A 24612-nucleotide genomic window follows, 5' to 3' on the forward strand; every position below is an offset into this window, starting at 1 on the left:
TTCAGGCAGCAGGAAGGGTCAGAAATTCAAAACAGGTGGGGCTACCAATTGGTGTAAAGTCCCATGTAAAACTGATTTTTCCTGTTGTTTTATCCACACGGAAAGACGTGATGGAATCGCTCCTCTGGTTTGCAACATACAAATAGCTGCCAGACGGATCGAACATGAGAGCGCGCCCGTAATCAGCGTGAGTCCAGATCTCGTCCACCAAAGTCAGGCTGCCATCCTGGGCAACCTGAAAAACAGCAAGAGAATCCCCCAAGCGGTTTGATACGTAAAGAAAATGCTCGTCAGGAGAGAGGAGAATGCCTGCGGCAAGCGTACTCCCATGAAAATGGGCTGTCAGGCTGCTGACACTCTGCTGGGGTGAAATTTTGCCTGTTTTGGGGTCAAAATCCGCCACTACCACTTTTGAGTCCTGCTCGCACAGCAGATAGAGCTTTTTGCCGTCCGCCCCGAATTCGAAATGCCGTGGAGCTGACCCCGGAGTCATGGGCGTAAACGGAACAGCCGCTGGCGTCAGCTTTCCCGTATTGCTGTTGATGTTCCAGACATAAACCCGGTCTAGCCCAGCATCCATCACCAGCACATATTTTCCGCTCGGGTCACTTTTGACCATATGAGGGTGAGCTGAGGAGTGGTCACTGATCGCAAAATTTCCGGGCGGGTTATCTGCCGCACGATCTGGCATTCTTGGGCCACTATTATGAACAAGCTCTGTCATGCGCCCCAGGGAACCATCTGCCAGAACGTGCAGAACCCCCACCGTCCCGCCGGTATAGTTTGCCACAAACACGTAGCGCCCGGAAGGATGCACACTCAAATGCGCAGGATTGGCCCCGCCTGACGCAACAGTATTGAGCTTTGTTAGCGCACCTGTTGAGTGATTGATTGAAAATGCCGTCACAGAGCCACTGTGTGTTGCATCAAAATCATCAATTTCACTCACCGCATATAAAAAACGGCGGTCAGGGGAAAGAACAATGTAAGAAGGGCTGGCGATATCCGTAAACGTCATCAGGCTGGTGAGGCCGCCTGTTTTACGGTCCATCTCAAAAACCGTAATGCCGTCTCCATTCCCGCCAGGTGGGCCATGTTTTGTGTAGCCGCCCACATAGCAGAATGTACGCTCTTTAGGCTGTCCTTCACTTTGGGTCGGTGCTTTGGCTGTATCATCGGCAGCACTGGCAGCATTGGTTGTCACAACCAATGCACCGGCCATGCCCCCCAACCCAAACAGACGGCGAGAAAGAGAGTGCGTCATACAGGAAACTGCCTTGTTCTTCTTGGTTCCAGATTTGCCTAGTGCGGCATTTTGCATACAGGACCCAGCGTTCCGTTATACCGTGTCCATGTCTGGGTTTCCCCAAACAGTGGCAGGCCAATATACCCGCGCAGCTTCAGCACATCCTGCCGTGGTGACCAGATCTGCGCCTGATAAATATGCCCTGTATCAGGATCGAGGATTTTACCATTCCATCGACCAGCATCGTCGGAGGAAGCCTTAAAATCCGTCAACATCAGCAGGTTGCACATTGTGTCACCCGCTTTGTCATGCGGCACGTTTGTGCCATCGTACTGTAAGCCGACCAGATGGCCACAGACCGTGTCACCGCAGCGATCAATTTTGAACACGCCGTCATGGCCCTGGCTCAGCCAGTATCCCATAAACGCAGCTTCCGGGTGTGTTTCTGCATGAGCTGCACCGGGAAACAGAACCGTATAACACCCCAGAAACAGGCACAGAAATGCTGCAAGACGCTTTATGTTTCTGCTCACTCTGGCCTTCTCCATTGTCTATTTCTGCCGAAGGAGCCTCTCCGCCAAGCAGATCCTCATAATTGTCAGCTGTCTGCACGCCTTACCCACGGCAGGGCAAGCACATTTACTCCCTCTTCGCGCAGCATATCCTGCTCGTGCTCTGTAGCACTGCCATAAATACCACGCTCTGGCGCTTCTCCATGATGGATACGTAAAGCTTCCCGCGCAAACTGGTCTTTCATATTTTCGCAGTTTTGCTCTACCGCCTGCCGCATCTTCTGCAACGCGACCACTGCCTGGTCAGATATGCCTTTACCCAGATCAGGCATCTGCCCTCCCGGCTCCGGCGGAGGAGCTGGTCGCTCAGCCTGTGGTGCCACCACCCCGCTTTTGGCAATAGCAGGCGCCATTAGCGCCTGTTGTACCTCTGCATCCCCACACTCTGGACAAGCCAGCAGGCCTTTCTGTTGCAACATGGCAAATGTTGCACTGTCCTTATACCAGCCTTCAAACTGATGGTCATGCTGACACCGCAAACGGTAGCAGATCATGGCACGTTATTTCCCTGCGTTTAACCTAGGCGAGCCCTAACGCAGCGTCCAGCTTGCCCTGCCGCTCAAGCGCCATCAGGTTATCGCACCCACCAAGGCACTCCCCGTCCACAAAAGTCTGCGGCACAGTGGTTCCACCGCCTGAACGCTCGTAAGCCTGCTGGCGCTCAGCTGTGCCGCGGGGCGCATTGATTTCCTTGAAATCAACATTCTTGCTCCGCAAAAGCTGCACAGCCCGCACGCAAAAGGGGCAACCGGGCTGGGTATAAATTTCGATGGATGGCATGGAATTTCCCCTCTTTCCTGAATGATCCGGCACCAAAGAGTGGTCCGTGATGCCTGAAATACATGTCAGGCGGTTTCCGCTATTGGAGAATCAAGGTCAATCTCTTTTTGCATGGGCACTAAGGCCGCCACAAGCAGACAAACCGAAGCCGCTCCGTTCTCCAGCAACGCCTGAGCACTTACGGATGCGGTGGCACCGGTCGTCAAAAGATCATCCACCAACACGATATGCCGCCCTGCTACGCGGCGCAGCATATGTGGCCTGACCTGTATCGCCTCCTTCATTTCCTCATATCTCTCTCGACGGGAAAATCCGGAAAGACGCGTGGTAGCCCGTGTGCGCTCCAACATATCAGGGACATAGTGTGCCGCGCTTTTACGTGCAATAACCTGCGCCAAGAGAGCCGCCTGATTGTATCTACGCTGCCGCAACCGGCGTTTATGCGCAGGTACCGGAGTAATAATACTCTCCAAGTGAATAAGACCATGCCCAGCGCGGGCCATATGCTCTCCCAAAAAAGAGGCGTTCTCCTGTCGGTCTGCATATTTTAACTGAAGGATAAGCTCTCTGATTGCTTTGTCATAAACAAACGCCGCACGAGCTTGAGACCACATGAGTGGATGCCGCTCACACACTGCACATGCCCCCTGACTATTCAGATAAGCCGCAGAAGGTTGTGGCGTGCCGCATTTTTTGCAAAATGGCGCACTAACAGGCGTCACACGCACAAAACAGTCTGAGCAGATAAGGCCTGCCTTGTGCGTTTCTGCACCGCATAACAGGCAGGACGGAGGGTATAACGCGTCAAGCACCACCCCCCAGCCCTGTTTAAACAACCGCCCTAAAACCCAGCTCTGCCCGCCTTGCCCCACCATTACATTATAGACCCTTGGCAAACAGGCGAGAGAAGCGCAGGTTTGAAAGCATGGACGCTCCCATTATCTTTGACCGTGCAGCGGTCCGCCAGCATCGCAATCGTGCAGCATACACGCAACACAAAGTTGCCCCTATTTTTGAGGCGGCAGCAGACATCCTGATGGAACGTCTGGCTGACGTTACCCGCACATTTGACACGGCTTTGGATATTGGCGGCAGGGGCTTTGTGGCCCCTCGCCTGCTCGATCGTGGGATTGATGTCGTACAATGTGAAAGCGCCTTTAGCCTTGCGCGCAAAACGCATTTTTTCAACATAGAAACGGTTTGCGCTGATGAGGAGTTTCTACCTTTTGCGCCTCATAGCTTCGATCTGGTTGTCGCAAACCTCTCACTGCACTGGGTGAATGACCTGCCGGGCACTTTTGCGCAGATACGCCAAATTCTAAAGCCAGATGGTCTTTTTCTGGCAGCACTGCCTATCCTGCCAACGCTCAGAACCCTGAAGCAGGCTCTGGAGATGGCTGAACTGGCGTTATCAGACGGCCTCTCTCCCCGGGTCTCACCCCTTCCTACACTGCCTAGCTGTGCGGGTCTGCTTCAACGCGCAGGGTTTGCGCTGCCAGTAGTGGATGCTGAGGTTTTACCCCTCCGCTACACCTCTCTGGCAGGACTGTTACAGGACCTACGCGCAGCGGGTGAGACAAATGCGCTGGCCCTGCGCAGCCATACACCACCCCCGCGTATGTTGTTCCCGGCGGCCGGGGCGGAAATACGCACGGCATCAGATGGGTCTTTTACCATGCCATTACAAATGGCGATCCTGACAGCATGGGCACCTGATAAGACCCAGCCTCAGCCGCTCCAACCCGGTGCCTTTACGCAGTCTTTAGCGTCCACTCTTACAAACCTGCCTGATCCAGAATGAGAGAGCGGACTAACCGCCCGTAACACTCATATGCCGTGCTGGCCCTTCGACACGTCCGGAAACATCCCCCAGCAGGAAAGAATGACCTGTGGGCTTCCGCGCAATAGCATCCTGTATGCCTGCCAATATCGCCTGATCGTCTCCACCAGCACGCATAATTTCACGCAGGTCAATTCCGTCTTCCTGTCCCAGGCACGTATATAAACGCCCCGTGCACGACAGCCGGACCCTGTTGCAGCTATCGCAGAAATTATGGCTCATTGGCGTAATGAAGCCTATTCTCTGCCCCGTTTCCTCCACCCGCATATATCGCGCCGGACCGCCTGTACGGTCTGGCAAGGGCGTCAATGTCCAACGCTGCATCAGGTCTTTTTTGACTTTGGACAAAGGCAGATAGGTTGCCGTCCGATCTTCCCCGGTATCGCCCATAGGCATGGTTTCAATCAGGCAGAGGTCAACGCCCGCCTCTCCGCACCATGCCAGCATGGAATCGAATTCATCGTCATTAACACCGGCCATGGCAACAGCATTCACGCGCACCGCCATTCCAGCCTTACGTGCCGCGTAAATTCCATCCAGGGTAGCGGCCAGCTTTCCACGCCGCGTAATCTGAGCGAACCGCTCCGGGTTTAACGTATCGAGGCTCACATTCACCCTACGAACCCCCGCGTTAAACAGAGTTTCCGCATAATGTGACAGGCGGCTACCATTTGTCGTCAGGGTCAATTCATCCAATGCACCCATCTGCTCAGGGCGATGAAGCCAGGATCCCAGTGCCTCAAAGAATGGGCCTATATCCCGCCGCACCAGAGGCTCACCGCCCGTAATCCGCAGGCGACGCACGCCCTGTTTTACAAACACCTGGCACAGGCGCAGCAATTCCTCGAACGAAAGCACGTCCTCACGTGGCAGAAATTGCATACTTTCTGCCATGCAGTAAACGCAGCGCATATCGCACCGGTCCGTGACAGAAACACGCAAATAGGAAATATGCCGACCCGTGGGGTCAATTAAAGAGGACAACATAGGTCCACTATATAGCAAAACGTTAGCATCGTGTCGAAATTCTACCACACAGATTAAAGAGGCCTGCCAAACAAAAACAGCCAATGGCAAGAACCACTGGCTGTTTTGACAAGCTTTTTGTGCAGATGGGGCCTGACTATAACCCCACTACCGTCAAGCAGGCTTAAAGTTTTGAGGCATACTCTTTGAGGAAGCTTTTGACTTCATCTGCCAGGTCCGGGCGCTCAAGAGAGAACGCAACCTGCGCTTCAAGGAAGCCAACCTTATTACCGCAGTCAAAACGGCGGCCCTCATAACGCAGCCCGTGGAAAGGTACATGCCCGATGGTTTTGGCCATGGCGTCCGTCAACTGAACTTCACCACCAGCGCCTTTTTCAAGCTTCGCAAGGTGCGGCATAACATCAGGTGTCAGGATATAACGGCCAATGATGGACAGGTTGGACGGAGCCTCTTCTGGCTTCGGCTTTTCAACAAGGCCCTTGACCTCAACAAGCTTGCCGTCATCTGCGCCAGTTTTCAGAATACCGTAACGGTTGGTGTGCTCGCGCGGCACTTCCGTAACAGCAACAACGCTCCCGCCAGTCTGATAGTAGGCATCAGCCAACTGCTTCAGGCAGCCTGTTTTCCCCTGCACAATGTCATCTGGCAACAAGATGGCAAACGGATCATTGCCAATAAAGCTACGCGCACACCAGATAGCATGACCCAGCCCCAGCGGTTCCTGCTGACGCACTGCAACCAGAGACCCAGCTTCAATGGAGCTTGGCTCCAGCGCAGCAAGGGCGTCCACCTTGTTCCGCTCACGCAAGGTTGCTTCAAGTTCATAAGCAATATCGAAATAGTCAATCAGGGAGTCTTTGCCGCGACCCGTGATAAGGCAGAATTCTTCGATGCCGGCTTCCCGTGCCTCATCAATCGCGTACTGGATGAGCGGACGGTCAACAACCGTCAGCATTTCCTTGGGCATAGCTTTTGTGGCAGGCAGAAAACGCGTACCCAGCCCCGCTACTGGCAGGACCGCTTTACGTAAAGGCTTGGGCTTGGACACGAATACAACACCTTTAATAAAAATTTCAGTTTCAACACATTGCGCACCAGCCAGCTAATATCAGCCAGCTTGTTTCGTCAAATCGAGAGCATCTGCTGCGCACCATTGCCTTTAAACCACAAGACAATAGGCCACACCAAAGCAGTCGGGAACGCTAGCGCAAATCACGAAGATTTTAAACAGCAGAACAACGGCCTGAATATGGCAGTTAGATGATTTTTAAATTGAAGGATTTACCAAAAATTCAGCTCCAAGAAGAATTCGTACTATAACAAATTTTTCTTGGAGCTGAATATGGTGCGGCCGAGAAGACTCGAACTTCCACGGGGTATTCCCCCACAAGCACCTCAAGCTTGCGCGTCTACCATTCCGCCACGGCCGCCCGTGACAACCAGTATCAAAAAGTGCGATACCGTTTGGTGAGAAGCCCTATAACCGAACCATCATCAGGCGGCAATGACCAACGCGCATTTTTTATGGGAAATCAGTAAAAAACCTGTTCCCTACCCCTTTGCCTTCGCCAGAATGCAGGAAATTTCCCAAAAAATTCGTCAAGCTGAAGCGGTGGAGCGTGTTTGGCTACTGGAGCATCCGCCCCTTTATACAGCGGGCACTTCCGCCAAAGCTGAGGATTTATTCAATCCGCACCACTACCCTACCTATGATGCCGGGCGCGGCGGGCAGTGGACCTATCACGGCCCAGGCCAGAGAATCGCTTATGTCATGCTGGATCTACATAAGCCACACGGACTAATTCCCGCGCGAGATCTACGCGCTTACGTACACGGACTGGAAAGCTGGGTTATCCGCACCCTAGCCGCCTTCGGGTTAAAAGGGGAATGCCGTGAAGGGCGCGTGGGAGTCTGGGTTATCGACCCGAAAACCGGTCAGGAAGAAAAAATTGCGGCTATCGGGGTTCGTGTTTCACGCTGGGTGAGTTGGCACGGCATTTCCATCAACCTTCGGCCCAACATGGGTGACTTTGAAGGCATCGTGCCCTGCGGCATTCGGGACTATGGCGTCACCAGTTTTGAAAAGCTGGGGCTCACAGTGTTTCAGGACCAGTTAGATGCAGCGTTGGCAGAAAACTGGCAGGCTGTGTTTGGTAGCCTGCCGTCAAATTTTACTGAAGTGGAAGTGGAAGCCGAATAAACAGCGTTTGCCGCCGCTCATCCACCAACCGCATTTCAAACAGACGGAGCGTACGCCCTGTATCCTTGAAAACAAGCGTAACCAGCCCCTGGGACGGATTGTTTGTTTTGGTCAAAGAAATTTGCAGGATACCGGGCGGCTTCTGGATATCCGTAACCGTAACATCCCCCGACAGATGCACCGGGTTACCCATCAGCACCCCTAACGGATTATGAGCCAGACCCATGCGGGTTTCTGACCCCGTACGAGAGTCCTTGAACACTGCATGTGTGCCGGATGCCTCAAGATCCATACTATGAGGCGCTGTATAGACCAGATGCAGATACCCCGCATGATAAGTCAGTACGCCACCGCCAGTAGCACCATTAGGCCAGGTTTGCTGGAAGGGCACAGCATTTAACTGCACGTCCCGCATATAAGCCTCAACCCGCGCCACGTCACTCTGGCCTGAACTGGTCAGACCTTTTCCACCCCCAGCGCAGGATGCCAACAAAAGTGGTCCTGCCAAAAACAGACTTCGCCGTTGCATGGTGGCTGCTCCACTCTTGTACTCTGTCCGTTTTTTCATGAAATTTTTGCGTCCTCTTCCGGCGTCCGCAAAGTGAGCGCCAAGGCGTGCAGTCCGGCATCAAACTCAGCTTTCAGAGCCTCATTCACCATGCGGTGCCGGGCAACCCTGCCCACTCCGTCAAAAGCGCCGCTCACCAGCAGAATCCGAAAATGTGTTTCAGATGCTCCAGCTTCCGGGCCACGTACCATGGCAACATGGTGCGCATGACGGTGGCTTTCATCCTGAATATCCATTTTCAGTGGTGTAAATGTCTGCGTCAGCACGTCCCTGACCCGTGTGGCACGCGGCCCCTGCGGTGCGTGTGTTGATGCTGAATTCCGAACCGTTGCCATATCTTCCCCCTTGCACAGAAGCACTCAGGGCGCACATAACCCTGATGATGAAGCGAAGGAATACCCGTCACAGGGCGTTCGACCCAGATCCGGACGCCCCGCAGCGCTGCTGTGACATGCCTGAATGTACAAAGTCTGCTGGCTATCGCGCCCCCCGCTCCCGCGAGACGCTGAACCAGTATTACTGGTTCTGTCTAGAGCATGTGCGGGAGTATAATGCACGCTGGGACTATTACAAAGGCATGTCCCCCGGCCAGATTGAAGCCCATTTGCGGGCCGATATTGCGTGGGACCGGCCGTCCTGGGCTTTTGGCCAAAGTGCAGCTCAGGCAAAACGCAAGACGTTCAATGAAGAAGAAATTCTCGACCCGCTGGACATTCTGGGCCGCAGCCGGGAAGCACGCGCGGAGCGCAAACGTCAGGCCGCAGCCCCCCGTGCGCCTGAAGGGTTAAGAGACTCTCTGGCCACGCTGGGTCTGGACTGGCCCGTAACGCTGGACGTCGCCAAAGCGCGCTACCGCGAGTTGGCACGCAAACACCACCCGGACACAAATAACGGGGACCGCAAAGCCGAAGAGCGGCTTAAAGTCATTAATGTAGCCTTCACAATTGTGAGGACACACCTTACCTCTGAGGGGCTCGAAAAAGCAGGGTGATCGTGCCATCCTGCCCATCGCTCTTCACTGGCAGCCGCACCATGGCTGCTTTTATTTTTCTCTCTGCACGTACAAACCAGACAAAGACGGATAAAGAATGACTGATTCTTCAAACCCGGTCTCCACCGGTGACCTCCCACCGATCTCTGCTCTTTCAGCACCGGACCTTGAAGTTTCAGTGCGAGACGTTTTCGGCATTGATTCGGACCTGACCGTACCGGCCTTTTCTGTCAGAACAGAACACGTACCCGCGCAGGACCCAGCTTACCTGTTTGATCATGACACCACCCTGTCCATTCTGGCAGGCTTTGCGTTCAATCGTCGCGTTATGGTTCAGGGCTTTCACGGCACAGGTAAATCCTCTCATATCGAGCAGATAGCCTCCCGTCTCAACTGGCCTTGCATCCGCATCAACCTTGATAGCCACGTCTCCCGTATTGATCTGGTGGGGAAAGACGCCATTGTCGTGAGGGATGGCCAGCAGGTGACGGAATTTCAGGAAGGCCTGTTGCCCTGGTGTCTGCAACATCCCTGCGCTCTGGTATTTGACGAATACGATGCAGGCCGCCCGGATGTCATGTTCGTCATCCAGCGCGTGCTGGAAGTAGAAGGGCAGCTCACCCTGCTGGACCAGAACCGCGTTATCAAACCGCACCCGTGGTTCCGGCTGTTTGCAACCGCCAACACCATTGGTCTGGGAGACACCACGGGCCTGTATCATGGCACGCAGCAGATCAACCAGGGCCAGATGGACCGCTGGAACATCGTGACCTCGCTTAACTACCTGCCGCATGCACAGGAAGTTGGCATTGTACTGTCCCGCCTTGCCATTAACCCGGATGACAAAGCCAAACGCGGCATGATTGAAAACATGGTGGCCCTGGCCAACCTGACGCGTGCAGGCTTCATGGCGGGTGATCTGTCCACCGTCATGTCTCCGCGTTCGGTCATTGCTTGGGCTGAAAACGAACTTATTTTCAAAGATACTGCCTTTGCCTTCCGCGTGACGTTCCTGAACAAATGTGACGAAGCTGAGCGCACCATGGTGGCGGAATATTACCAGCGCTGCTTCAACTCCAGCCCATACGCCAAACAGGGCGCTTAAGGTTTAAAAGGGAAGGCGCTTCACTGATGGCAGACAGCAGGACAGGCACGCAGGCACCCCCGGCTGGGCACAACCAGCCAACGGCTGCCGAGCAAGAAAACCGCGTTGACGTTTTTAAGCAGGCCACGGCGGCAACCCTGCGTGCCATGGGTGGCCAGCGCGATGCTGACGTGTCGTTCCATACTGGCAATATGCCGGTTGCCCCCCTCAGTCTTGGTGGCAAAGCGCGCCTTTCCACCCCCTCCCGCCGCCTGAAGGATGAGGAGGTTTTGCGCATCCGTGGCGCTGCGGATGCACAAGCCCTCCGCCTCAAACATCATGACAGTAGCCTGCACCAGAACAGCCTGCCTGCCGAAGCCGTCGCGCGGGAGGTTTATGATGCGCTGGAACAGGCTCGCATTGAATCGTTAGGGGCACGCCACATGCAGGGGGTTGCGGCCAACCTGCGTTACCGGCTGGAAACTGAATGCCGGGAAGCTGGTCTGGCGCAGATGACAACGCCAGATCAGCTTTCTCCCGCAGTCGCGTTGGAATTGCTGGCGCGTGAGGCGTTAACAGGTAAATCTGCACCGGTTTCTGCCCAAGCCATTCTGGAAAAATGGCGGCAGACCTTGCCAGCGAAGGCACAACAGGCGCTTGCACACCTGAAGGCGCATGAAGACAGTCAGGCAGACTATGCCCGTGCCACGCGCAAAATTTTGGCCGCCTGCGCCCTGACTGAAGACGACGCTGCCTCTGACGATACAGAAGAAGACGAAAACGGGTCCGACACATCGGACTCTGAAGATCAGAACTCAGCCTCCCCGCCCGAGCAGCAGGATGAGGCCAGCCCCCCGGAACCAGAACCCACTCCCTCCGCCCCTGAACCGCAAATAATGGCAGGGTCAGGTGATTTTTCACCAGACATGCAGGAAGAAGAAGGAGAAGGCAGCGGCTCAGAAGGAACTGGTGAAGCCGCAGGGCCGGGAAAACGCTCTGACATCCCACCGGGTGAAACAGCCAAAACCTACCACGCCTACACCACTCAATTTGATGAGGAAGTTCGCGCAGAAGAGCTGTGCGATTCTGAAGAACTCAACCGTTTGCGCCACCAGCTAGACCTTCAACTCGCCACCCTACACGGGGTTGTCTCGCGTCTAGCCAACAAGCTGCAACGTAAACTGATGGCACAACAAACCCGGTCGTGGGATTTTGACATGGAGGAAGGCCTGCTGGATGCAGGGCGCCTCTCCCGTATTGTGGTTAACCCCACACTCTCTCTGTCCTACAAACAGGAGCGGGATACGGAGTTCCGGGACACGGTTGTCACCCTGCTGGTGGATAATTCAGGCTCCATGCGGGGGCGACCCATATCTGTGGCCGCGTCCTGCGGAGATATTCTGGCCCGCACCCTTGAGCGGTGTGGCGTAAAAGTGGAAATTCTGGGCTTTACGACACGCGCGTGGAAAGGTGGTCAGAGCCGCGAGAAATGGTTGAAAGAGGGTAAGCCCGCAAACCCTGGCCGTTTGAATGACCTCCGCCATATCGTGTACAAAGCAGCGGACATGCCTTGGCGGCGTGCAAAAACCAACCTGGGCCTCATGCTGCGTGAGGGGCTGCTCAAAGAAAATATTGATGGTGAAGCCCTGCTCTGGGCTTACAAACGCCTGAAAAGCCGCCCGGAATCCCGCAAGATCCTGATGGTTATTTCTGACGGTGCCCCGGTGGATGACAGTACGCTTTCGGTCAATCCGCCCTCTTATCTGGAAGATCACCTGCGCGAGACCATCCATATGATCGAAGACCGCAGCCCTGTGGAACTTTCCGCCATTGGTATTGGTCATGACGTAGGACGCTACTATCAGCGGGCTGTCACCATTACCGATGCAGAGGAACTGGGGGGCACCATGCTGCAATCCCTCTCTGCACTGTTTGATGACAAACGCGCAAAAGCGGGACGCCGCAGGGTTATGTCACGCCGGTAACGGGTCGGCCAGCGCACTCACGTCAAGGTTTGTGCGCTTGGCCGCGAGAGCCAGCAAAGATTCGAGCATGATGTCCATGTCCTGTTCTGTTGTGCGGTGGTTCACAACAGCAACCCGAACAGCCCGCTTGCCCTGCACAACGGTGGCGGAGGGCACGGCCACCCCGCTCTCCTGCATATCTTTTACAAGCTCACCATTGAGAGCATCCAGGTTGTCCGCCCCTACACTCACCCTGAAACACACAATATTCAGGGTAACGGGAGCCAGCATTTCCAGATCAGGATGGGCCTCAACCCGCCCCGCCAGATGACGGGCAACACGACAGCACCCGTCAACAACGCTCCCCAGCCCTTCAACGCCAAACCCGGCCAGCGTGAACCAGACTTTAAGTGCCCTAAACCCACGTGAAAGATCAGGCCCAAGATCACAGAACCAAGGTGCGCCAGCAGCAGTCCCCCTATCCTCTCTCGATAGGTAAGCAAGTGACTGCGCGAAAGTTGCCGCCTGCTTGCCCTCCTCCCGCACCAATACGCATCCAGCATCATAAGGGGTCTGTGCCCATTTATGAAAATCCAGCGCTATACTGTCTGCCAACTCCAGACCCGCCACTAACGGCGCGTAAGTTGAGGAGAGACGTGCCAAGGCTCCAAAAGCTCCATCCACATGGAACCAGAGGCCATAGGCCTGCGCAAAAGCGGCAAGCTCAGGCAACGGATCGACAGACCCCGTGTCCACAGTCCCCGCAGTCCCCACAACCAGAAATGGCTCCAGACCGGCGGCGAGATCAGCGTCCACTTGCGTCCGAAGGGCTGCCATATCCATCTTGAATGCGGCATCAACAGGCACACGGCGCAGCGCGTCCGTACCAAGGCCTGCCATATCGAACGCACGCGCAAGGCATCCATGGGCAGTCTGGGCGGCATAACCCACCAGTTTGCGCCCGTGGAGCCCTTCCGCACGGAGGGTGAGACCTTTCTTGACCGCACGGCTTGCTGTTAAAACAGCAATAAAATTGGCAAGAGAAGACCCTGTTACCAGCACACCTGTCGCCGTTTCGGGAAAACCAAGCATGGTTGCTGCCCAGCGGATAACCATGCGCTCCACTTCAACCGGCGCGTGGTCCCTGCCGCCAAGGTTTGCGTTCAGGCCTGCGGCCAGCATTTCCGCCAACATGCCCTGAACAGTCCCGCCACCATGCACCCACCCCATAAAGCGCGGGTGCCGGTTACCAACCGCATAAGGCAGTACGCTTTGGGTAAACTGCCCATAAAGGTCCGGTAACGCTGTGCCGGTCTGCGGGAGCGGTTGTTTGGCAAAGCCTTGCCTGACAGCATCGGGCATGGGCTGCCAGACCGGCCCTTCCGCCACATGCTCTAGGTTATCAAACATATCGTCCAGCATCTGGTGGCCGAGAGCCCGCATTTCGTCCCAGTTTTTGGGGTCAAGGCCAGCCATATATCAGTCTCCTGCACTCATGCTTTTGTCCTGCGCTGTCCGAGCAGCAAAACGCCGGGCCAACACAGCGCAGACAAAAAGCTGGATCTGGTGGTAAATCATTAACGGCAGGACAATAAGCCCTACGCTACCCGGTGGAAACAGCACGTTGGCCATGGGCACACCAGACGCCAATGTTTTTTTAGACCCGCAAAAGACCACTGCAATTTCATCCCGCAGCGGCAGGCCTGCTGCACGGCTTGTTACAGCCGTAAGAATAAGCACGCAGGCCAGCAGCATAAAATCTACCAGCGCTATCAGGCCAAGCTGGCTCGGGGGCAGTTTGTGCCACAAGCCCTGCATTACGGCATCACTGAACGCCAGATAGACAACAATAAGAATGGAACCACGGTCCGTAAGCGACAGAATTTTCTTGTTTCGCACGGCCCAGGCGCCAATCCAGGGCTGCAAGATCTGCCCAAGCACAAAAGGCAGAAGCAGTTGCAGCACAATAGCCATCACACCACCGCCCTGTGCCCCATGCCGCGCCAGAACCAAACCGACCAGAAACGGTGTTATGAAAATACCAAAAATATTGGATGCGGTGGCAGCACAGACAGCCGCAGGAACATTGCCTCCACCAATAGACGTGAACGCAATGGAGGATTGAACTGTGGAAGGCAGGCAGCAGAGGAACAATATCCCCAGCCAGACCTCATCCTGCAACAATGCCGGGAAGACCAGATGCAACGCCAGCCCCAGAAGCGGGAACAGAACAAACGTGCAGCACAAAATAAGCAGATGCAGCCGCCACGCTGTAAGGCCGTCCACAACCGCTTTGCGGGATAATCTGGCACCCTGCAGGAAAAACATGATGCCAATGACAATAATAGCCAACCATTGAAACACCGGAACCGCAGCACCGTGGCACGGCACAAATGTGGCCAGCACCACAGTTCCAATCAGGCTTAAAAGGAATGGGTCCAGACCAAACATCGTGCTCAACTCTTTCGTGGTTCATGTGCCCGCACACAGGCCTTACGAGACCTTACGGCCTTCTGCTCATACAGCATTAAAATGTTCGTTGCGCAGGGCCTCTGCTTACGCCACCTTTATGCGCAAATGAAAGCACACACCATTCTCCCTCTCGCATCTCTCATGCTCGTGAGCGCTGCATTCGCCCGGCCTGCATTGGCGGCCCCGCCAGCCAGTTGTGCCGTTATCTCCCACGGTGGTACGCATGTAACGGACCAGAACGTCAGTTTTGATACGACGAGTATCCGCACGCCTGATGGCAGCACCTCCCTGACCATCAAGCAAATGACCTACACAACCACAGCGTCCGGCAGTACGGCAGACTCCGTGCAGGACCAGGCAGACGCCGCGTCTTTGCTGCTGGTCTCAGCACTAACCGGGCGCCATAACCCGGCCTGCTCCGCATGGCTGAACAAGCAGGGCCAAAGCATTGCCAGTGGCCTGAAAGCTGGCAACACGTACTCCATAGTCTGGAACAAAGCTGCCGTTACTCACGCCTCTGCCCATGTTGGGATAGGGAGTGCCAGCCTTAAACTGGCGGGAGATACCGCCGCGCATAATGCTGCTGCAACGCTGGGTATGACAGGCCTTACTTTCCAGAACATTCCTAATCAGGACCTGTTACCAACGGCTGCTCACGCCGCATTTTCTCTGCCTGCGTCTGAAATCCCGGCGCTGATGGCAGCCGTGGGTGGCAAGGCGGAACAGGCTCCGGCCGTGCATGTCACCATCTCCAACTTTGACGCCCAGCGTGACACGGTCCACCTGAAAGGCAATGGCACCGCCACTCTGACAGGTAATGTGAATGCCACGTCAGCATCCGGCCATCTGGAAGTGGTTAATATTGAGACGTTGATTGAAAAAGTGCGCGCCGCCAATCAAATGAAGCTGGCCGCAGGCATGGTGCTGGCCCGCCTTGTCAGCCATGCGCAGAACGGCGCAAGCGTGTGGGATGCCACATGGTCCAGCGGTGTTCTGACCGTCAACGGTTTTCCTCTTCCCCTGAAATAACCACCCTGAACATCCACACTCGGCCACCCGTCGGCTTGGCTGAGTGCGGGTCAGATGATCAAATCTTTACGGACACCCTAAAAACAGAAAGGCACGGAGAGCGGGAAGCTTTCCGTGCCTTTCTCTGTTGCGGCGTAAACCGTTTCTATATGGCTTCCGCTGGTACTTTCTGGGCCAGTTTGGAGAGGTCTCGCAAAACCCGGCGTGCCAGATCTATGCGCTGCACGTTGGTCAACTCCCGCACAACGGCCATTTTATGGTCCGTTCGCAGGCGGACTGTGCCGTCTTTCCAACGGGCCATCCACTGCACCAGCCCTTGCGGGTTGCGGAAGTGATTATGCCGGAATTGCAGCACCATTCCCTTTGGCCCGGCTTCCAGACGCTCCACTCCAGCAGCGCGGCACAGGCGCTTCAAGTCCACAATATCCAGCAGGTTCTTGACCTCCTCCGGCACAGGGCCAAAGCGGTCAACCAGTTCGGCTTCCATAGCTTCCAGCTCAGCGTCTGACGCTATGCCGCTGATGCGCCGGTATAGACCCAACCGCACCGGCAGGTCGGGCACATACTCGACCGGGATAAGAACAGGCAGGCCAACGATAATGTTAGGCGTCCAGTCCCGATCTTCCGCGCTCCGGCGGTTAGCATCAGAGCGTAGATCTGCCACGGCATCTTCCAGCATCTGCTGGTACAGTTCAATGCCCACCTCACGCACATGGCCAGACTGCTGGTCACCCAGAAGGTTCCCCGCACCGCGCAGGTCAAGGTCATGAGAAGCCAGCGTAAAGCCAGCGCCCAATGTGTCCAGCGTCTGCATAATCTCAAGCCGCTTTTCTGCTGCGGCAGAAAGAACATGGGTTTGCGGCCATGTCAGGTATGCGTAGCCACGCTGCTTCCCGCGCCCTACCCGCCCGCGCAACTGGTATAGCTGGCCGAGGCCAAACATATCTGCGCGGTGAATAATCAGCGTGTTTACAGCAGGCATATCCAGCCCACTCTCCACAATGTTGGTGGAAAGCAGAATGTCATATTTCCCGTCCGAGAACTCGGTCATCACCCGTTCAAGCTCGGTAGGGCTCAGTCTACCATGCGCCTGCACCACCTTGGCATCCGGTACAATAGTGCTCAGGCGTTCTGCCAGACGGTCAAGGTCTTCAATGCGCGGCGCGACACAGAAAATCTGACCACCACGGAAACGCTCACGCTGTATTGCCTCGCGAATAACCACGCTATCAAACGGCATAATGAAGGTCCGCACCGCCAGACGGTCCGTTGGCGGTGTGGCAATCAGGCTCATTTCCCGCACACCGGACAGAGAAAGCTGCAAGGTACGTGGCAGCGGCGTGGCGGAAAGGGTCAGCACGTGCACGTCGTCACGCAGGGCTTTCAGCTTTTCCTTATGCGCCACGCCAAAATGCTGCTCTTCGTCAATAATCAGCAGTTCAAGGGCCGCAAACTGCACTGTTTTGGCCAGCAAGGCGTGGGTGCCAATCACCACGTTTATGGAGCCATCCGTCAGACCTTTCCGGACTGCCGTTGCCTCCTTGCCTGTGACCATGCGTGAGAGTTGTGCCACCTTGAGCGGAAAGCCTTCAAACCGTGCGGCAAAGGTGCGATAATGCTGGCGGGCCAACAAAGTGGTTGGCACCACAACAGCAACCTGCCCGCCCGACATTGCCGCCACAAACGCGGCGCGCAAGGCAACCTCGGTCTTGCCAAACCCGACATCCCCACACACCAGACGATCCATGGGCCTGCCGGATGTCATGTCATCCAGCACATCGGCAATGGCACGGGCCTGATCGTCCGTCTCTACAAACGGGAAGCGGGCACAGAACTCATCCCACAATCCTTCTGCGGGGGTCAGAACCGGGGCCTCTTTCATGGCGCGTGCTGCTGCTGTCCGGATAAGGTCAGACGCCATATCCCGGATGCGTTGCTTCATCCTCGCCTTGCGGCCCTGCCATGCAACACCGCCAAGCTTGTCCAACGGTACGCCAGATTGGTCGGAACCAAAGCGGCTCAGAAGCTCTATGTTCTCAACGGGCAGATACAGCTTTTCATTGCCATCGTATAACAGGCGCAAGCAGTCATGGGGGGCTACGCCTACACTCACTGTCTCCAGCCCGTCATACCGCCCGATCCCGTAATCCTGATGCACGACCAGATCCCCGGCGGTAATTTCTCCGGCTTCGGCAATCAGTTCATCCGCTCTGCGACGACGACGCGGGGGGCGGCCAATACGCTCGCCCAGAAGGTCCTGCTCGGACACAAAAGCAAGATTTTCCGCAACAAAGCCGCGCTCAAGTTCCAGCGTTAAAAGGGCAACGGTACCGGGTTTTGCTTTTTGTGCATCTTTCCAGTTCTCATAGCTCTGGGTCGCAACGCCGTGCTCACGCAGCAGCGTGCCAATACGCTCACGCGACCCGCGAGACCACGCGGCGATATAGGCCCTCCGGTTAACTTCACCCCATTCCCGCACTTGGTCTCCCAAAAGGCGGAAAACCTGCTCACGCTCTCCATTAGGCACAATTTTAGAGAACATTTTACCGGGGCGGCCACCCACATCCATCCCCTGCGCGCCATCTGGCTTGGCGAAGGGGCTGAACGCTACAACCGGTGCCCGTGCCAGAGCGGCATCCCAACCTTTCTGGTCAAGATAAAGCAGGTGTGGCGGCAGGGCGCGATACGGTGTTTCCCCCTCCCGCACAGGCTGACGGCGGGCCTGATAGTGGTCCTCTATCATTTCCAGACGCCCTTTCAGGACGTCTTCTGCCTGATAATCGAGCGAGAACGAGGCTCCGTGCAGATAATCGAACAGTGTTTCAAGTTCAGTGTGGAAGAGCGGCAACCAGTGTTCCAGCCCCGGATAGCGCCGCCCGTCTGAAACATGCTCGTACAGCGGGTCACTCGCAGCGCCCGGACCGAATACATCGCGCCAGCCCGTGCGAAACCGCGAGATACTGTCCGCATCCAGTGACAGTTCAGAAACAGGGCGGAGAGTAAGCTCTGTCTGTTTGCCCGTAGAACGCTGCGTTCCGGGGTCAAAGGCGCGAATATTCTCTACTTCATCGCCAAACAGATCAAGCCGCAGGGGTTCTGGCGCACCTGCGGGGTAGAGGTCAAAAATACCGCCACGGGTAGCGAACTCACCCGCCTCCATCACCGTATCCGTGCGCGTGTAGCCATTGGCGATCAGCAGTTCGATCAGGAATTCCTGATCAAGGCTTTCCCCTTGCCTGACGGTAAGGGACTGCCCTTTAAATGTGGCGCGGGGTGAAACACGCTGCACAATGGCCCCAACGGTGGTCAAAACCAGTCTTGGTTTACCATTCGCAGGTTCCAGCAACCGGGTGAGCGTTGCAACACGCTCCGCAACCAGAGCAGGGTTGGGAGAGACACGGTCATAAGGCAGGCAGTCCCACGCGGGGAAGCGCAGTGTCTCCACGTCCGGGGCCATATAGGCCAGCATTTCCGCCAGCCGTACCGTGGAGGCTTCATCCCGCGCAACATGCACAACGGGGCCGCTATGTTCGCGTGCTCTGCGGGCCAGCAAAAAGGCATCATACCCTTCCGTTACACCCCAAACCGGAACAACGCGCCCCTGTGCGCGACTGTCCACGCCTGTTTCTGCTGTCATACGGTCTTCCCGGCTCCTTTTGCACGGCTGGCGTCCACCATGCGGCGTAACATGGGTGTGGCTTTTTCTTCTGGCAATGGCAGGCGCCCAAATAGCCAGTCCGTCAGTTCCGGGTCCGGCATTTCCATAATAGCTTCCATGTCCGACAGCTCAGCATCCGTCATGGTTGCAACATTGGCTTCCACAAATCCGCCAATCAGAATATCGGTCTCGAATGTTCCGCGATGATTGGCACGGAAAATCAGCCTGCGGCGGCGTGCGGCAAGCGGATCATCTTCTGATGGAGGCGCGCTAAAATTGTCTTGCATGGTCATGGTGTCCTATAGCCTTCAGACGACTTTCTGTCAGCCGCAAACAAAGGCCTGAGTTTCTTTGGTGTCCAGTCCCTTTTCCATCACAACCGCTTCGGGTGCGGGTCAATTTGACCCAAGCCTGCTGGCCCCTGTTCTGGCACCTCTGGACAGTCTTCCCGGTGTCAGCACTGCACGGGCCAAGCTTTTCAGCCGTATTGCAGGGGGCAACCGCGTGCTGGACCTGCTGTTCTGCCTGCCTGAAAGCATTACAGACCGCCGCGCACGGCCCCTTATTGCTGACCTCAAACAGGACAGCATTGCAACAGTCACCGGCATTGTGCGCGGCATTCGTCCGCCCGCGCCACGTACACGGCAACCCTGGCGGGTCACACTGGAAGATACAACCGGCACGCTGGAGCTGGCTTTTTTTTCAAAATGGCAGGCTCAAAATGTTGTAGAAGGCGAATCTCTGATCGTTTCAGGCAAGGTTGAGCGGTTTCATGAGCGGCTTACCATGACCAGTCCGGATTACCTGCTGCCCGCACGGTCAGCAGACCGCATCCCGTTGCTGGACCCTGTCTGGCCGCTCACCGCTGGGCTGTTTACCGGGCAGGTCCGGCAGGCCATGACAGCAGCACTCGCACGCCTGCCCACAACACTACCGGAATGGCACACGCCCACCTTGCTGGAGCGCCGCCGCTGGCCTGACTTCACAACAGCTCTGCACTGGATGCATTTTCCGGCAACCATTCCTGACAGTGAACAGGGGGATGCCTGGCGCGGTGAACAGACCCGCGCCCATGCCCGACTGGCCTGCGATGAACTGCTGGCAGACCAGCTTGCCACCCGCATAGCCCAGCGCGCCGCCCGCAGCAGACCTGGGCGCTCCATTACCGGCGATGGCCATTTGCAGCAGCAGGCCTTAACCGCTTTTGGGCACACCCCAACCCCCGGCCAGAAAAAGGCACTACGAGACATAGAAGCCGATATGGCTGCCCCCTACCGCATGAGCCGCCTGCTACAGGGGGATGTAGGCGCAGGCAAAACACTGGTCGCCTTACTGGCCATGCTGCGTGCGGCAGAAAGTGGGGCACAAGCAGCCCTCATGGCCCCCACTGAAATTCTGGCCAGACAACACGCCAAAACATTTGAGCGGCTTTCCCCCGTGCCTGTTGCTTATCTGTCCAGCGCCGTCAAAGGCAAGGCACGGAAACAGACCCTGCAAGCCATTGCCGAGGGCACCACTCCGCTAGTGGTCGGCACTCATGCACTGGTGCAGGACGCCGTGCAATTTGCTGACCTCGCGCTTGCCGTAATTGATGAGCAGCATCGCTTTGGTGTGGAGCAACGTTTGGCCTTGGTGGAAAAAGGGCACGATGCTGACATGCTGGTCATGACAGCCACCCCCATCCCCCGCACCCTTCTGCTCACCCGGTTTGGGGACATGCAAACCAGCAGGCTGGAAGGCAAACCCGCTGGCCGTAAGCCTGTCCACACATCCCTGCACAGCATTGGTGCGATGGATGAAGTACTGAGTGGCCTGCGCCGAGCCTTGGCAAAAGGCGCACAGATTTTCTGGGTGTGCCCCCTTGTCTCGGAAAGTGAAGCGCTGGACGTTGCTGCGGCAGAGGCGCGCCATGCAGAATTGACAGCCTATTTTGGCCCCATTGCAGGTCTGGCCCACGGCCAGCAGGACTCTGCCGTGCGGCAAGAGGCGTTAGAGGCCTTTGCCCAAGGAGAGACACGCCTTCTGGTTGCCACAACCGTGATTGAGGTTGGGGTCGATATCCCCACCGCCACCATCATGGTGATAGAACATGCCGAGCGCTTTGGCCTTGCCCAGTTGCACCAGCTCAGAGGGCGCGTTGGGCGTGGCGCTGAGGCCTCCTATTGCCTGATGCTGCATGATGACGGGTTGGGCCAGACCGCGCGCCGCCGCCTGACCTGCCTAAAAGAAACTGAAGACGGCTTTTTGATAGCCGATGAAGACTTCCGCCTGCGTGGTGGAGGGGATGTTACTGGCCGCAGGCAATCCGGGCTGCCTGACTACCGCATGTCTTCTGAACTGTTGGTGGATATGCTGCTGGACGCAGCACATGACGAAGCAAAACGCATTTTGCCCGATACAGCCCCCCTGACCGACCCAACCCTTCCTCTGTCAGCCGAAGTGTTGTTAAGCCTGTTCAACAAAACAGACGCGGCCCGCATTTTTACAGGGGGTTAGTTTTACAAAAAAACCGCACCCAAAGGCGCGGCTTTCTTGTAGGGCAAATAGAAAACCCGAGGGAAATCAGGCGCGCTCGGCTTCCGCCAGCCAGCGCTGCACCTGCCCCTCCGGGTCTGCATTCAGGGTAAAATCTGACACTGCGGCAACACCATCCGCTCCGGCATCCAGACAGGCACGCAGACGCTCAAAGGTAATGCCCCCGATGGCTACTAACGGCAGATCACCTATCAGTTTTTTCCATTCGGTCAGCTTTTCCACACCTTGCGGACCAAAAGCCATTTTCTTGAGCCGGGTCTCCCACACAGGGCCCAGCGCCACATAATCCGGCTTGAAAGACAGGGCGCGGTCCAGTTCCTCGTGGCTATGGGTGCTCAGGCCAAACCGTATGCCAGCTTTCCGCACAGCATCAAGGTCGGCTGTATCAAGGTCTTCCTGACCGAGGTGGATATAGTCTATCCCTTCCTCAATCGCGATTTGCCAGTAGTCATTGAGCACAAGGCAGACGCCATGCTTTTTGGCAAAATCATGCGCCTTGCGAATTTCCGCCAGCAGGGCGTCCCCTTCCAGATTTTTGACGCGAAGCTGAATGAAGCGGGCACCAGCGGCTCCCAGCCGGTCAACCCAGACAGCCGTATCAACAACCGGATAAATTTTCTGAGGGAGTGCGCTCATGCCAGCATGGCCTTTCCTATAAGAGGGGTAGAGGGCACAGCCATATCGCGCTCCTCCATGGGGTCAGCCTTACGGGCAAGTGCCCCAGCCTGCACAGCCAGCCGGAAGGCCTCGGCCATGATTGCCGGGTCGCCTGCCTTGGCAACGGCAGTATTAATCAGCACGGCGTCATAGCCCAGTTCCAGCGCCTGTGTGGCGTGGGATGGCACACCAATCCCGGCATCAACAACCAGAGGCACATCCGGAAAATGCGCCCGGAGCGCACGCAGGCCGAATATGTTGTTCAGCCCTTTGCCAGAGCCAATGGGAGCCCCCCACGGCATGAGCACTTCACAGCCCGCCGCCAGCAGTCGCTCCGCCACCACAAGGTCTTCAGTTGTGTAGGGAAACACCTTGAAGCCATCGTCAGACAAAATGCGGGCAGCTTCTACCAGGCCAAATACGTCAGGTTGCAACGTATCCAGCTCACCGATCACTTCCAGCTTGACCCAGTCCGTACCGAACACTTCCCGCGCCATGTGGGCAGTGGTCACAGCTTCCTTCACGGTATGGCAGCCCGCCGTGTTGGGAAGAACTGGAACGCCCAGATCTTTAATGAGCGACCAGAAGGCCTGCCCGGCTCTCTCCCCGGCTGATTCCCGGCGCAGAGAGACCGTGACCACACCCGGCTGAGCAGCCCGAACGGCGTCACCTAAAATTTCGGGGGATGGATATTGGGCTGTTCCCAACATCAGCGGAGAGGTCAGTTCAGTGCCGTAAAAATGTCTGCTCATAGGTTAACCTCCCTGCATGGGTGCAACAATTTCAACCTTTACACCTTCATGTAGCGGGGCCTGAATGCGCTGCGCTACCGGCACAAAATCTCCATTAAGTGCTGTGGCAACGCGTGCGCCACCATAACCCAGTTCATCCAGCAATGTGGCCAGCGTGGTGGCTGAAACGTCCTGCACTTCATCATTAACCACGATTTTCATGGGCCGTTCTCCCTTGCTCATGCAGCGGCACCTAAGCACTCTATGCTGTCAACGCAAGCTTTTAGCCTGCCGTACCAAACACAATGTCGGCAGCCTCCTGCGCACGCGTTGGTGACAGCAGAAAACCATGCCGGTACATGCCATTAACATACACTGTCCGCCCGTCTTGTATCACGCGGGGCATGTTATCGGGGAAAGAGGGGCGCACACCGGTTCCCATTTCCAGTATTTCCGCTTCAGCAAACGCCGGGTGTAAAACCCATGCCGCATTCAACAACTCGGTTATGGACCGTACCGTCATGCCGCCCGCGTTTTCGCTCTCAATCATGGTAGCGCCCACCATAAACACATGGTCCGCACGCGGGACAATGTAGATGGGAATACGCGGGTGCAGCATTCTGACCGGCCTGTGTAAGGCGACATCCGGGCAGCGCAGCAGCAGCATTTCACCGCGCACACCACGCAGGGCAGGCAAAGCCTTGCGCACATTCAGGCCCGTACAGTCCACAACCCAGTCAAAGCCCGCGGCATCAGGCTCATCTGCTTCATTAAAGATGGCCTGACCGCCCATGGTCTTGAGGCTCTCCAGCAGCGCCACCAAGGCCTTGCGCGGGTCAACATGCCCTTCTTCCGCAAAGAACAGTCCCTTGTGAAAGCGCCCCGCCAGATCAGGCTCCAGGTCAGCGATCTGCTCTCCATCAACAGTTTGAAAATGAGACGTCCGGCGGCCAAAACGCGCAACCTCGCCCACATCCCGCGGCGGAGCCAGAACCAGACTCCCTGCCCGCACAACGTCAGGCACATGAGCAGCCCACCAGTCCACCGACGCAACCGATTGTGCCGTAACGTCTTCTGGCGCTGACTCGGCCTCGCACCACGGGGCCAACATACCGCCTGCCATCCATGATGCACCGGCACCTACCCTGCCACCGGGATCATACAGTGTTACGCGCCCACCGCGCTTAGCCAGCGTTACAGCCGCGGTCATGCCCGCAACACCAGCCCCTTTTACCAGAATGCGCGGTGTGCCTTGCATCTCTCATATCCTCTCACGCCGGCTCTGCCGTAAGGCCAAC

At 56.5% G+C, this 24612-nt stretch carries 24 protein-coding genes, 1 tRNA gene and 1 pseudogene; 7 read left to right on the forward strand and 19 right to left on the reverse strand.

The annotated features are described in order from the left end of the window. Window position 1: 1 nt before the first annotated feature. The 6 genes and pseudogenes from Abci_RS11530 to Abci_RS14190 all read right to left on the reverse strand — a co-directional run. A complete protein-coding gene (locus Abci_RS11530) occupies window positions 2-1264 on the reverse strand; it encodes a lactonase family protein (protein ID WP_048839418.1) in 1263 nt (420 codons plus the stop codon). A gap of 38 nt (window positions 1265-1302) precedes the next feature. Continuing rightward, complete coding sequence (locus Abci_RS11535; protein WP_244877660.1) at window positions 1303-1779, reverse strand: DUF2147 domain-containing protein; 477 nt, start codon at window positions 1777-1779, stop codon at window positions 1303-1305. A gap of 65 nt (window positions 1780-1844) precedes the next feature. Then, window positions 1845-2312 (reverse strand): DUF1178 family protein, encoded by a 468-nt coding sequence (locus tag Abci_RS11540; RefSeq protein ID WP_048839315.1) that lies wholly within the window; start codon window positions 2310-2312, stop codon window positions 1845-1847. A gap of 25 nt (window positions 2313-2337) precedes the next feature. Continuing rightward, on the reverse strand, window positions 2338-2598 hold the full coding sequence (gene grxC / locus Abci_RS11545; RefSeq protein WP_048839316.1) for a glutaredoxin 3: 261 nt from the start codon (window positions 2596-2598) through the stop codon (window positions 2338-2340). A gap of 65 nt (window positions 2599-2663) precedes the next feature. Further along, entirely contained in the window at window positions 2664-3101 is a 438-nt protein-coding gene (locus Abci_RS14185; RefSeq protein WP_244877669.1) for a ComF family protein, read from the reverse strand. Between the two features lie 138 nt (window positions 3102-3239). Next, window positions 3240-3473: pseudogene (locus Abci_RS14190) on the reverse strand (double zinc ribbon domain-containing protein); the annotation flags it as partial. Between the two features lie 50 nt (window positions 3474-3523). Between Abci_RS14190 and Abci_RS11555 the strand changes: the two are divergent. Next, window positions 3524-4399, forward strand: coding sequence for a methyltransferase domain-containing protein (locus tag Abci_RS11555; protein WP_048839318.1), 876 nt, complete (start codon window positions 3524-3526; stop codon window positions 4397-4399). A gap of 9 nt (window positions 4400-4408) precedes the next feature. On the opposite strand, the gene moaA is transcribed toward Abci_RS11555, so the two are convergent. The 3 genes from moaA to Abci_RS11570 form a co-directional block, all read right to left on the reverse strand. Continuing rightward, a complete protein-coding gene (gene moaA / locus Abci_RS11560) occupies window positions 4409-5425 on the reverse strand; it encodes a GTP 3',8-cyclase MoaA (protein WP_048839319.1) in 1017 nt (338 codons plus the stop codon). A 163-nt stretch (window positions 5426-5588) separates the two neighbouring features. After that, the gene (gene galU, locus Abci_RS11565; RefSeq protein ID WP_048839320.1) at window positions 5589-6473 is read right to left on the reverse strand and encodes a UTP--glucose-1-phosphate uridylyltransferase GalU; all 885 of its coding nucleotides are present in this window, start codon (window positions 6471-6473) and stop codon (window positions 5589-5591) included. Between the two features lie 295 nt (window positions 6474-6768). After that, a tRNA-Leu gene (locus Abci_RS11570) sits at window positions 6769-6855 on the reverse strand. A 74-nt stretch (window positions 6856-6929) separates the two neighbouring features. On the opposite strand from Abci_RS11570, the gene lipB reads away from it, so the two are divergent. Then, window positions 6930-7625: a lipoyl(octanoyl) transferase LipB gene (gene lipB, locus Abci_RS11575; RefSeq protein WP_048839321.1), complete on the forward strand. Its 696-nt coding sequence runs from the start codon at window positions 6930-6932 to the stop codon at window positions 7623-7625. Here the strand turns inward: lipB and Abci_RS11580 are convergent. Both Abci_RS11580 and Abci_RS11585 read right to left on the reverse strand, forming a co-directional pair. Then, the gene (locus Abci_RS11580) at window positions 7597-8193 is read right to left on the reverse strand and encodes a LolA family protein (protein ID WP_244877661.1); all 597 of its coding nucleotides are present in this window, start codon (window positions 8191-8193) and stop codon (window positions 7597-7599) included. The genes lipB and Abci_RS11580 overlap by 29 nt on opposite strands. Next, window positions 8190-8528, reverse strand: a complete 339-nt coding sequence (locus Abci_RS11585) for a BolA family protein (RefSeq protein WP_048839420.1) — start codon at window positions 8526-8528, stop codon at window positions 8190-8192. Before Abci_RS11585 ends, Abci_RS11580 begins: the two co-directional genes overlap by 4 nt. Before the next feature lie 44 nt (window positions 8529-8572). Here Abci_RS11585 and Abci_RS11590 point away from each other — a divergent pair, with 44 nt between their 5' ends. The 3 genes from Abci_RS11590 (at window position 8573) to cobT (ending at window position 12253) form a co-directional block, all read left to right on the forward strand. Next, window positions 8573-9184, forward strand: a complete 612-nt coding sequence (locus Abci_RS11590; protein WP_084597645.1) for a J domain-containing protein — start codon at window positions 8573-8575, stop codon at window positions 9182-9184. A 97-nt stretch (window positions 9185-9281) separates the two neighbouring features. Continuing rightward, window positions 9282-10289 carry an AAA family ATPase gene (locus tag Abci_RS11595; protein WP_048839322.1) on the forward strand — a complete coding sequence of 336 codons (1008 nt, stop codon included), beginning with the start codon at window positions 9282-9284 and terminating at the stop codon, window positions 10287-10289. Between the two features lie 26 nt (window positions 10290-10315). After that, on the forward strand, window positions 10316-12253 hold the full coding sequence (gene cobT, locus Abci_RS11600; RefSeq protein WP_048839323.1) for a cobaltochelatase subunit CobT: 1938 nt from the start codon (window positions 10316-10318) through the stop codon (window positions 12251-12253). Here the strand turns inward: cobT and Abci_RS11605 are convergent. Both Abci_RS11605 and Abci_RS11610 read right to left on the reverse strand, forming a co-directional pair. Continuing rightward, the gene (locus Abci_RS11605) at window positions 12242-13708 is read right to left on the reverse strand and encodes a pyridoxal phosphate-dependent decarboxylase family protein (RefSeq protein WP_048839324.1); all 1467 of its coding nucleotides are present in this window, start codon (window positions 13706-13708) and stop codon (window positions 12242-12244) included. The genes cobT and Abci_RS11605 overlap by 12 nt on opposite strands. A 3-nt stretch (window positions 13709-13711) precedes the next feature. Beyond that, window positions 13712-14683 (reverse strand): bile acid:sodium symporter family protein, encoded by a 972-nt coding sequence (locus Abci_RS11610; protein ID WP_048839325.1) that lies wholly within the window; start codon window positions 14681-14683, stop codon window positions 13712-13714. Between the two features lie 81 nt (window positions 14684-14764). Here Abci_RS11610 and Abci_RS11615 point away from each other — a divergent pair, with 81 nt between their 5' ends. Further along, window positions 14765-15733: a hypothetical protein gene (locus Abci_RS11615; RefSeq protein ID WP_244877662.1), complete on the forward strand. Its 969-nt coding sequence runs from the start codon at window positions 14765-14767 to the stop codon at window positions 15731-15733. A gap of 145 nt (window positions 15734-15878) precedes the next feature. On the opposite strand, the gene mfd is transcribed toward Abci_RS11615, so the two are convergent. Both mfd and Abci_RS11625 read right to left on the reverse strand, forming a co-directional pair. Beyond that, window positions 15879-19370 carry a transcription-repair coupling factor gene (mfd, locus tag Abci_RS11620; protein ID WP_048839326.1) on the reverse strand — a complete coding sequence of 1164 codons (3492 nt, stop codon included), beginning with the start codon at window positions 19368-19370 and terminating at the stop codon, window positions 15879-15881. Then, window positions 19367-19678, reverse strand: a complete 312-nt coding sequence (locus Abci_RS11625; protein ID WP_084597658.1) for an FAD assembly factor SdhE — start codon at window positions 19676-19678, stop codon at window positions 19367-19369. Before Abci_RS11625 ends, mfd begins: the two co-directional genes overlap by 4 nt. A gap of 67 nt (window positions 19679-19745) precedes the next feature. Here Abci_RS11625 and recG point away from each other — a divergent pair, with 67 nt between their 5' ends. Then, window positions 19746-21887, forward strand: a complete 2142-nt coding sequence (gene recG, locus Abci_RS11630; protein ID WP_048839328.1) for an ATP-dependent DNA helicase RecG — start codon at window positions 19746-19748, stop codon at window positions 21885-21887. Between the two features lie 66 nt (window positions 21888-21953). On the opposite strand, the gene Abci_RS11635 is transcribed toward recG, so the two are convergent. The 4 genes from Abci_RS11635 to thiO all read right to left on the reverse strand — a co-directional run bounded on the left by Abci_RS11635 (window position 21954) and on the right by thiO (window position 24572). Continuing rightward, window positions 21954-22562, reverse strand: a complete 609-nt coding sequence (locus tag Abci_RS11635) for a thiamine phosphate synthase (RefSeq protein WP_048839329.1) — start codon at window positions 22560-22562, stop codon at window positions 21954-21956. Continuing rightward, window positions 22559-23335: a thiazole synthase gene (locus Abci_RS11640; RefSeq protein WP_048839330.1), complete on the reverse strand. Its 777-nt coding sequence runs from the start codon at window positions 23333-23335 to the stop codon at window positions 22559-22561. The genes Abci_RS11635 and Abci_RS11640 overlap by 4 nt, the downstream gene beginning before the upstream one ends. A gap of 3 nt (window positions 23336-23338) precedes the next feature. Continuing rightward, window positions 23339-23536, reverse strand: coding sequence for a sulfur carrier protein ThiS (thiS, locus tag Abci_RS11645; protein WP_048839331.1), 198 nt, complete (start codon window positions 23534-23536; stop codon window positions 23339-23341). A gap of 61 nt (window positions 23537-23597) precedes the next feature. After that, complete coding sequence (thiO, locus tag Abci_RS11650) at window positions 23598-24572, reverse strand: glycine oxidase ThiO (protein WP_048839332.1); 975 nt, start codon at window positions 24570-24572, stop codon at window positions 23598-23600. Between the last annotated feature and the right edge of the window lie 40 nt (window positions 24573-24612).

It is taken from the genome of Acetobacter cibinongensis (assembly GCF_000963925.1).
In the GTDB taxonomy this organism is placed as follows: Bacteria; Pseudomonadota; Alphaproteobacteria; order Acetobacterales; family Acetobacteraceae; genus Acetobacter; species Acetobacter cibinongensis.

What these genes read in the sequence shown, in the direction of transcription:
- Abci_RS11555 (WP_048839318.1), top strand. Translation starts at nt 3,524, where the DNA reads ATGGACGCTCCCATTATCTTTGACCGTGCAGCGGTCCGCCAGCATCGC.
- lipB (WP_048839321.1), top strand. Translation starts at nt 6,930, where the DNA reads ATGACCAACGCGCATTTTTTATGGGAAATCAGTAAAAAACCTGTTCCC.
- thiO (WP_048839332.1), bottom strand. Translation starts at nt 24,572, where the DNA reads ATGCAAGGCACACCGCGCATTCTGGTAAAAGGGGCTGGTGTTGCGGGC.
- mfd (WP_048839326.1), bottom strand. Translation starts at nt 19,370, where the DNA reads ATGACAGCAGAAACAGGCGTGGACAGTCGCGCACAGGGGCGCGTTGTT.
- grxC (WP_048839316.1), bottom strand. Translation starts at nt 2,598, where the DNA reads ATGCCATCCATCGAAATTTATACCCAGCCCGGTTGCCCCTTTTGCGTG.
- Abci_RS11590 (WP_084597645.1), top strand. Translation starts at nt 8,573, where the DNA reads ATGATGAAGCGAAGGAATACCCGTCACAGGGCGTTCGACCCAGATCCG.
- Abci_RS11605 (WP_048839324.1), bottom strand. Translation starts at nt 13,708, where the DNA reads ATGGCTGGCCTTGACCCCAAAAACTGGGACGAAATGCGGGCTCTCGGC.
- Abci_RS11610 (WP_048839325.1), bottom strand. Translation starts at nt 14,683, where the DNA reads ATGTTTGGTCTGGACCCATTCCTTTTAAGCCTGATTGGAACTGTGGTG.
- Abci_RS11640 (WP_048839330.1), bottom strand. Translation starts at nt 23,335, where the DNA reads ATGAGCAGACATTTTTACGGCACTGAACTGACCTCTCCGCTGATGTTG.
- Abci_RS11585 (WP_048839420.1), bottom strand. Translation starts at nt 8,528, where the DNA reads ATGGCAACGGTTCGGAATTCAGCATCAACACACGCACCGCAGGGGCCG.
- Abci_RS11635 (WP_048839329.1), bottom strand. Translation starts at nt 22,562, where the DNA reads ATGAGCGCACTCCCTCAGAAAATTTATCCGGTTGTTGATACGGCTGTC.
- cobT (WP_048839323.1), top strand. Translation starts at nt 10,316, where the DNA reads ATGGCAGACAGCAGGACAGGCACGCAGGCACCCCCGGCTGGGCACAAC.
- Abci_RS11530 (WP_048839418.1), bottom strand. Translation starts at nt 1,264, where the DNA reads ATGACGCACTCTCTTTCTCGCCGTCTGTTTGGGTTGGGGGGCATGGCC.
- Abci_RS11625 (WP_084597658.1), bottom strand. Translation starts at nt 19,678, where the DNA reads ATGCAAGACAATTTTAGCGCGCCTCCATCAGAAGATGATCCGCTTGCC.
- Abci_RS14185 (WP_244877669.1), bottom strand. Translation starts at nt 3,101, where the DNA reads ATGGCCCGCGCTGGGCATGGTCTTATTCACTTGGAGAGTATTATTACT.
- thiS (WP_048839331.1), bottom strand. Translation starts at nt 23,536, where the DNA reads ATGAAAATCGTGGTTAATGATGAAGTGCAGGACGTTTCAGCCACCACG.
- Abci_RS11580 (WP_244877661.1), bottom strand. Translation starts at nt 8,193, where the DNA reads ATGAAAAAACGGACAGAGTACAAGAGTGGAGCAGCCACCATGCAACGG.
- moaA (WP_048839319.1), bottom strand. Translation starts at nt 5,425, where the DNA reads ATGTTGTCCTCTTTAATTGACCCCACGGGTCGGCATATTTCCTATTTG.
- Abci_RS11615 (WP_244877662.1), top strand. Translation starts at nt 14,765, where the DNA reads ATGTTCGTTGCGCAGGGCCTCTGCTTACGCCACCTTTATGCGCAAATG.
- Abci_RS11595 (WP_048839322.1), top strand. Translation starts at nt 9,282, where the DNA reads ATGACTGATTCTTCAAACCCGGTCTCCACCGGTGACCTCCCACCGATC.
- Abci_RS11540 (WP_048839315.1), bottom strand. Translation starts at nt 2,312, where the DNA reads ATGATCTGCTACCGTTTGCGGTGTCAGCATGACCATCAGTTTGAAGGC.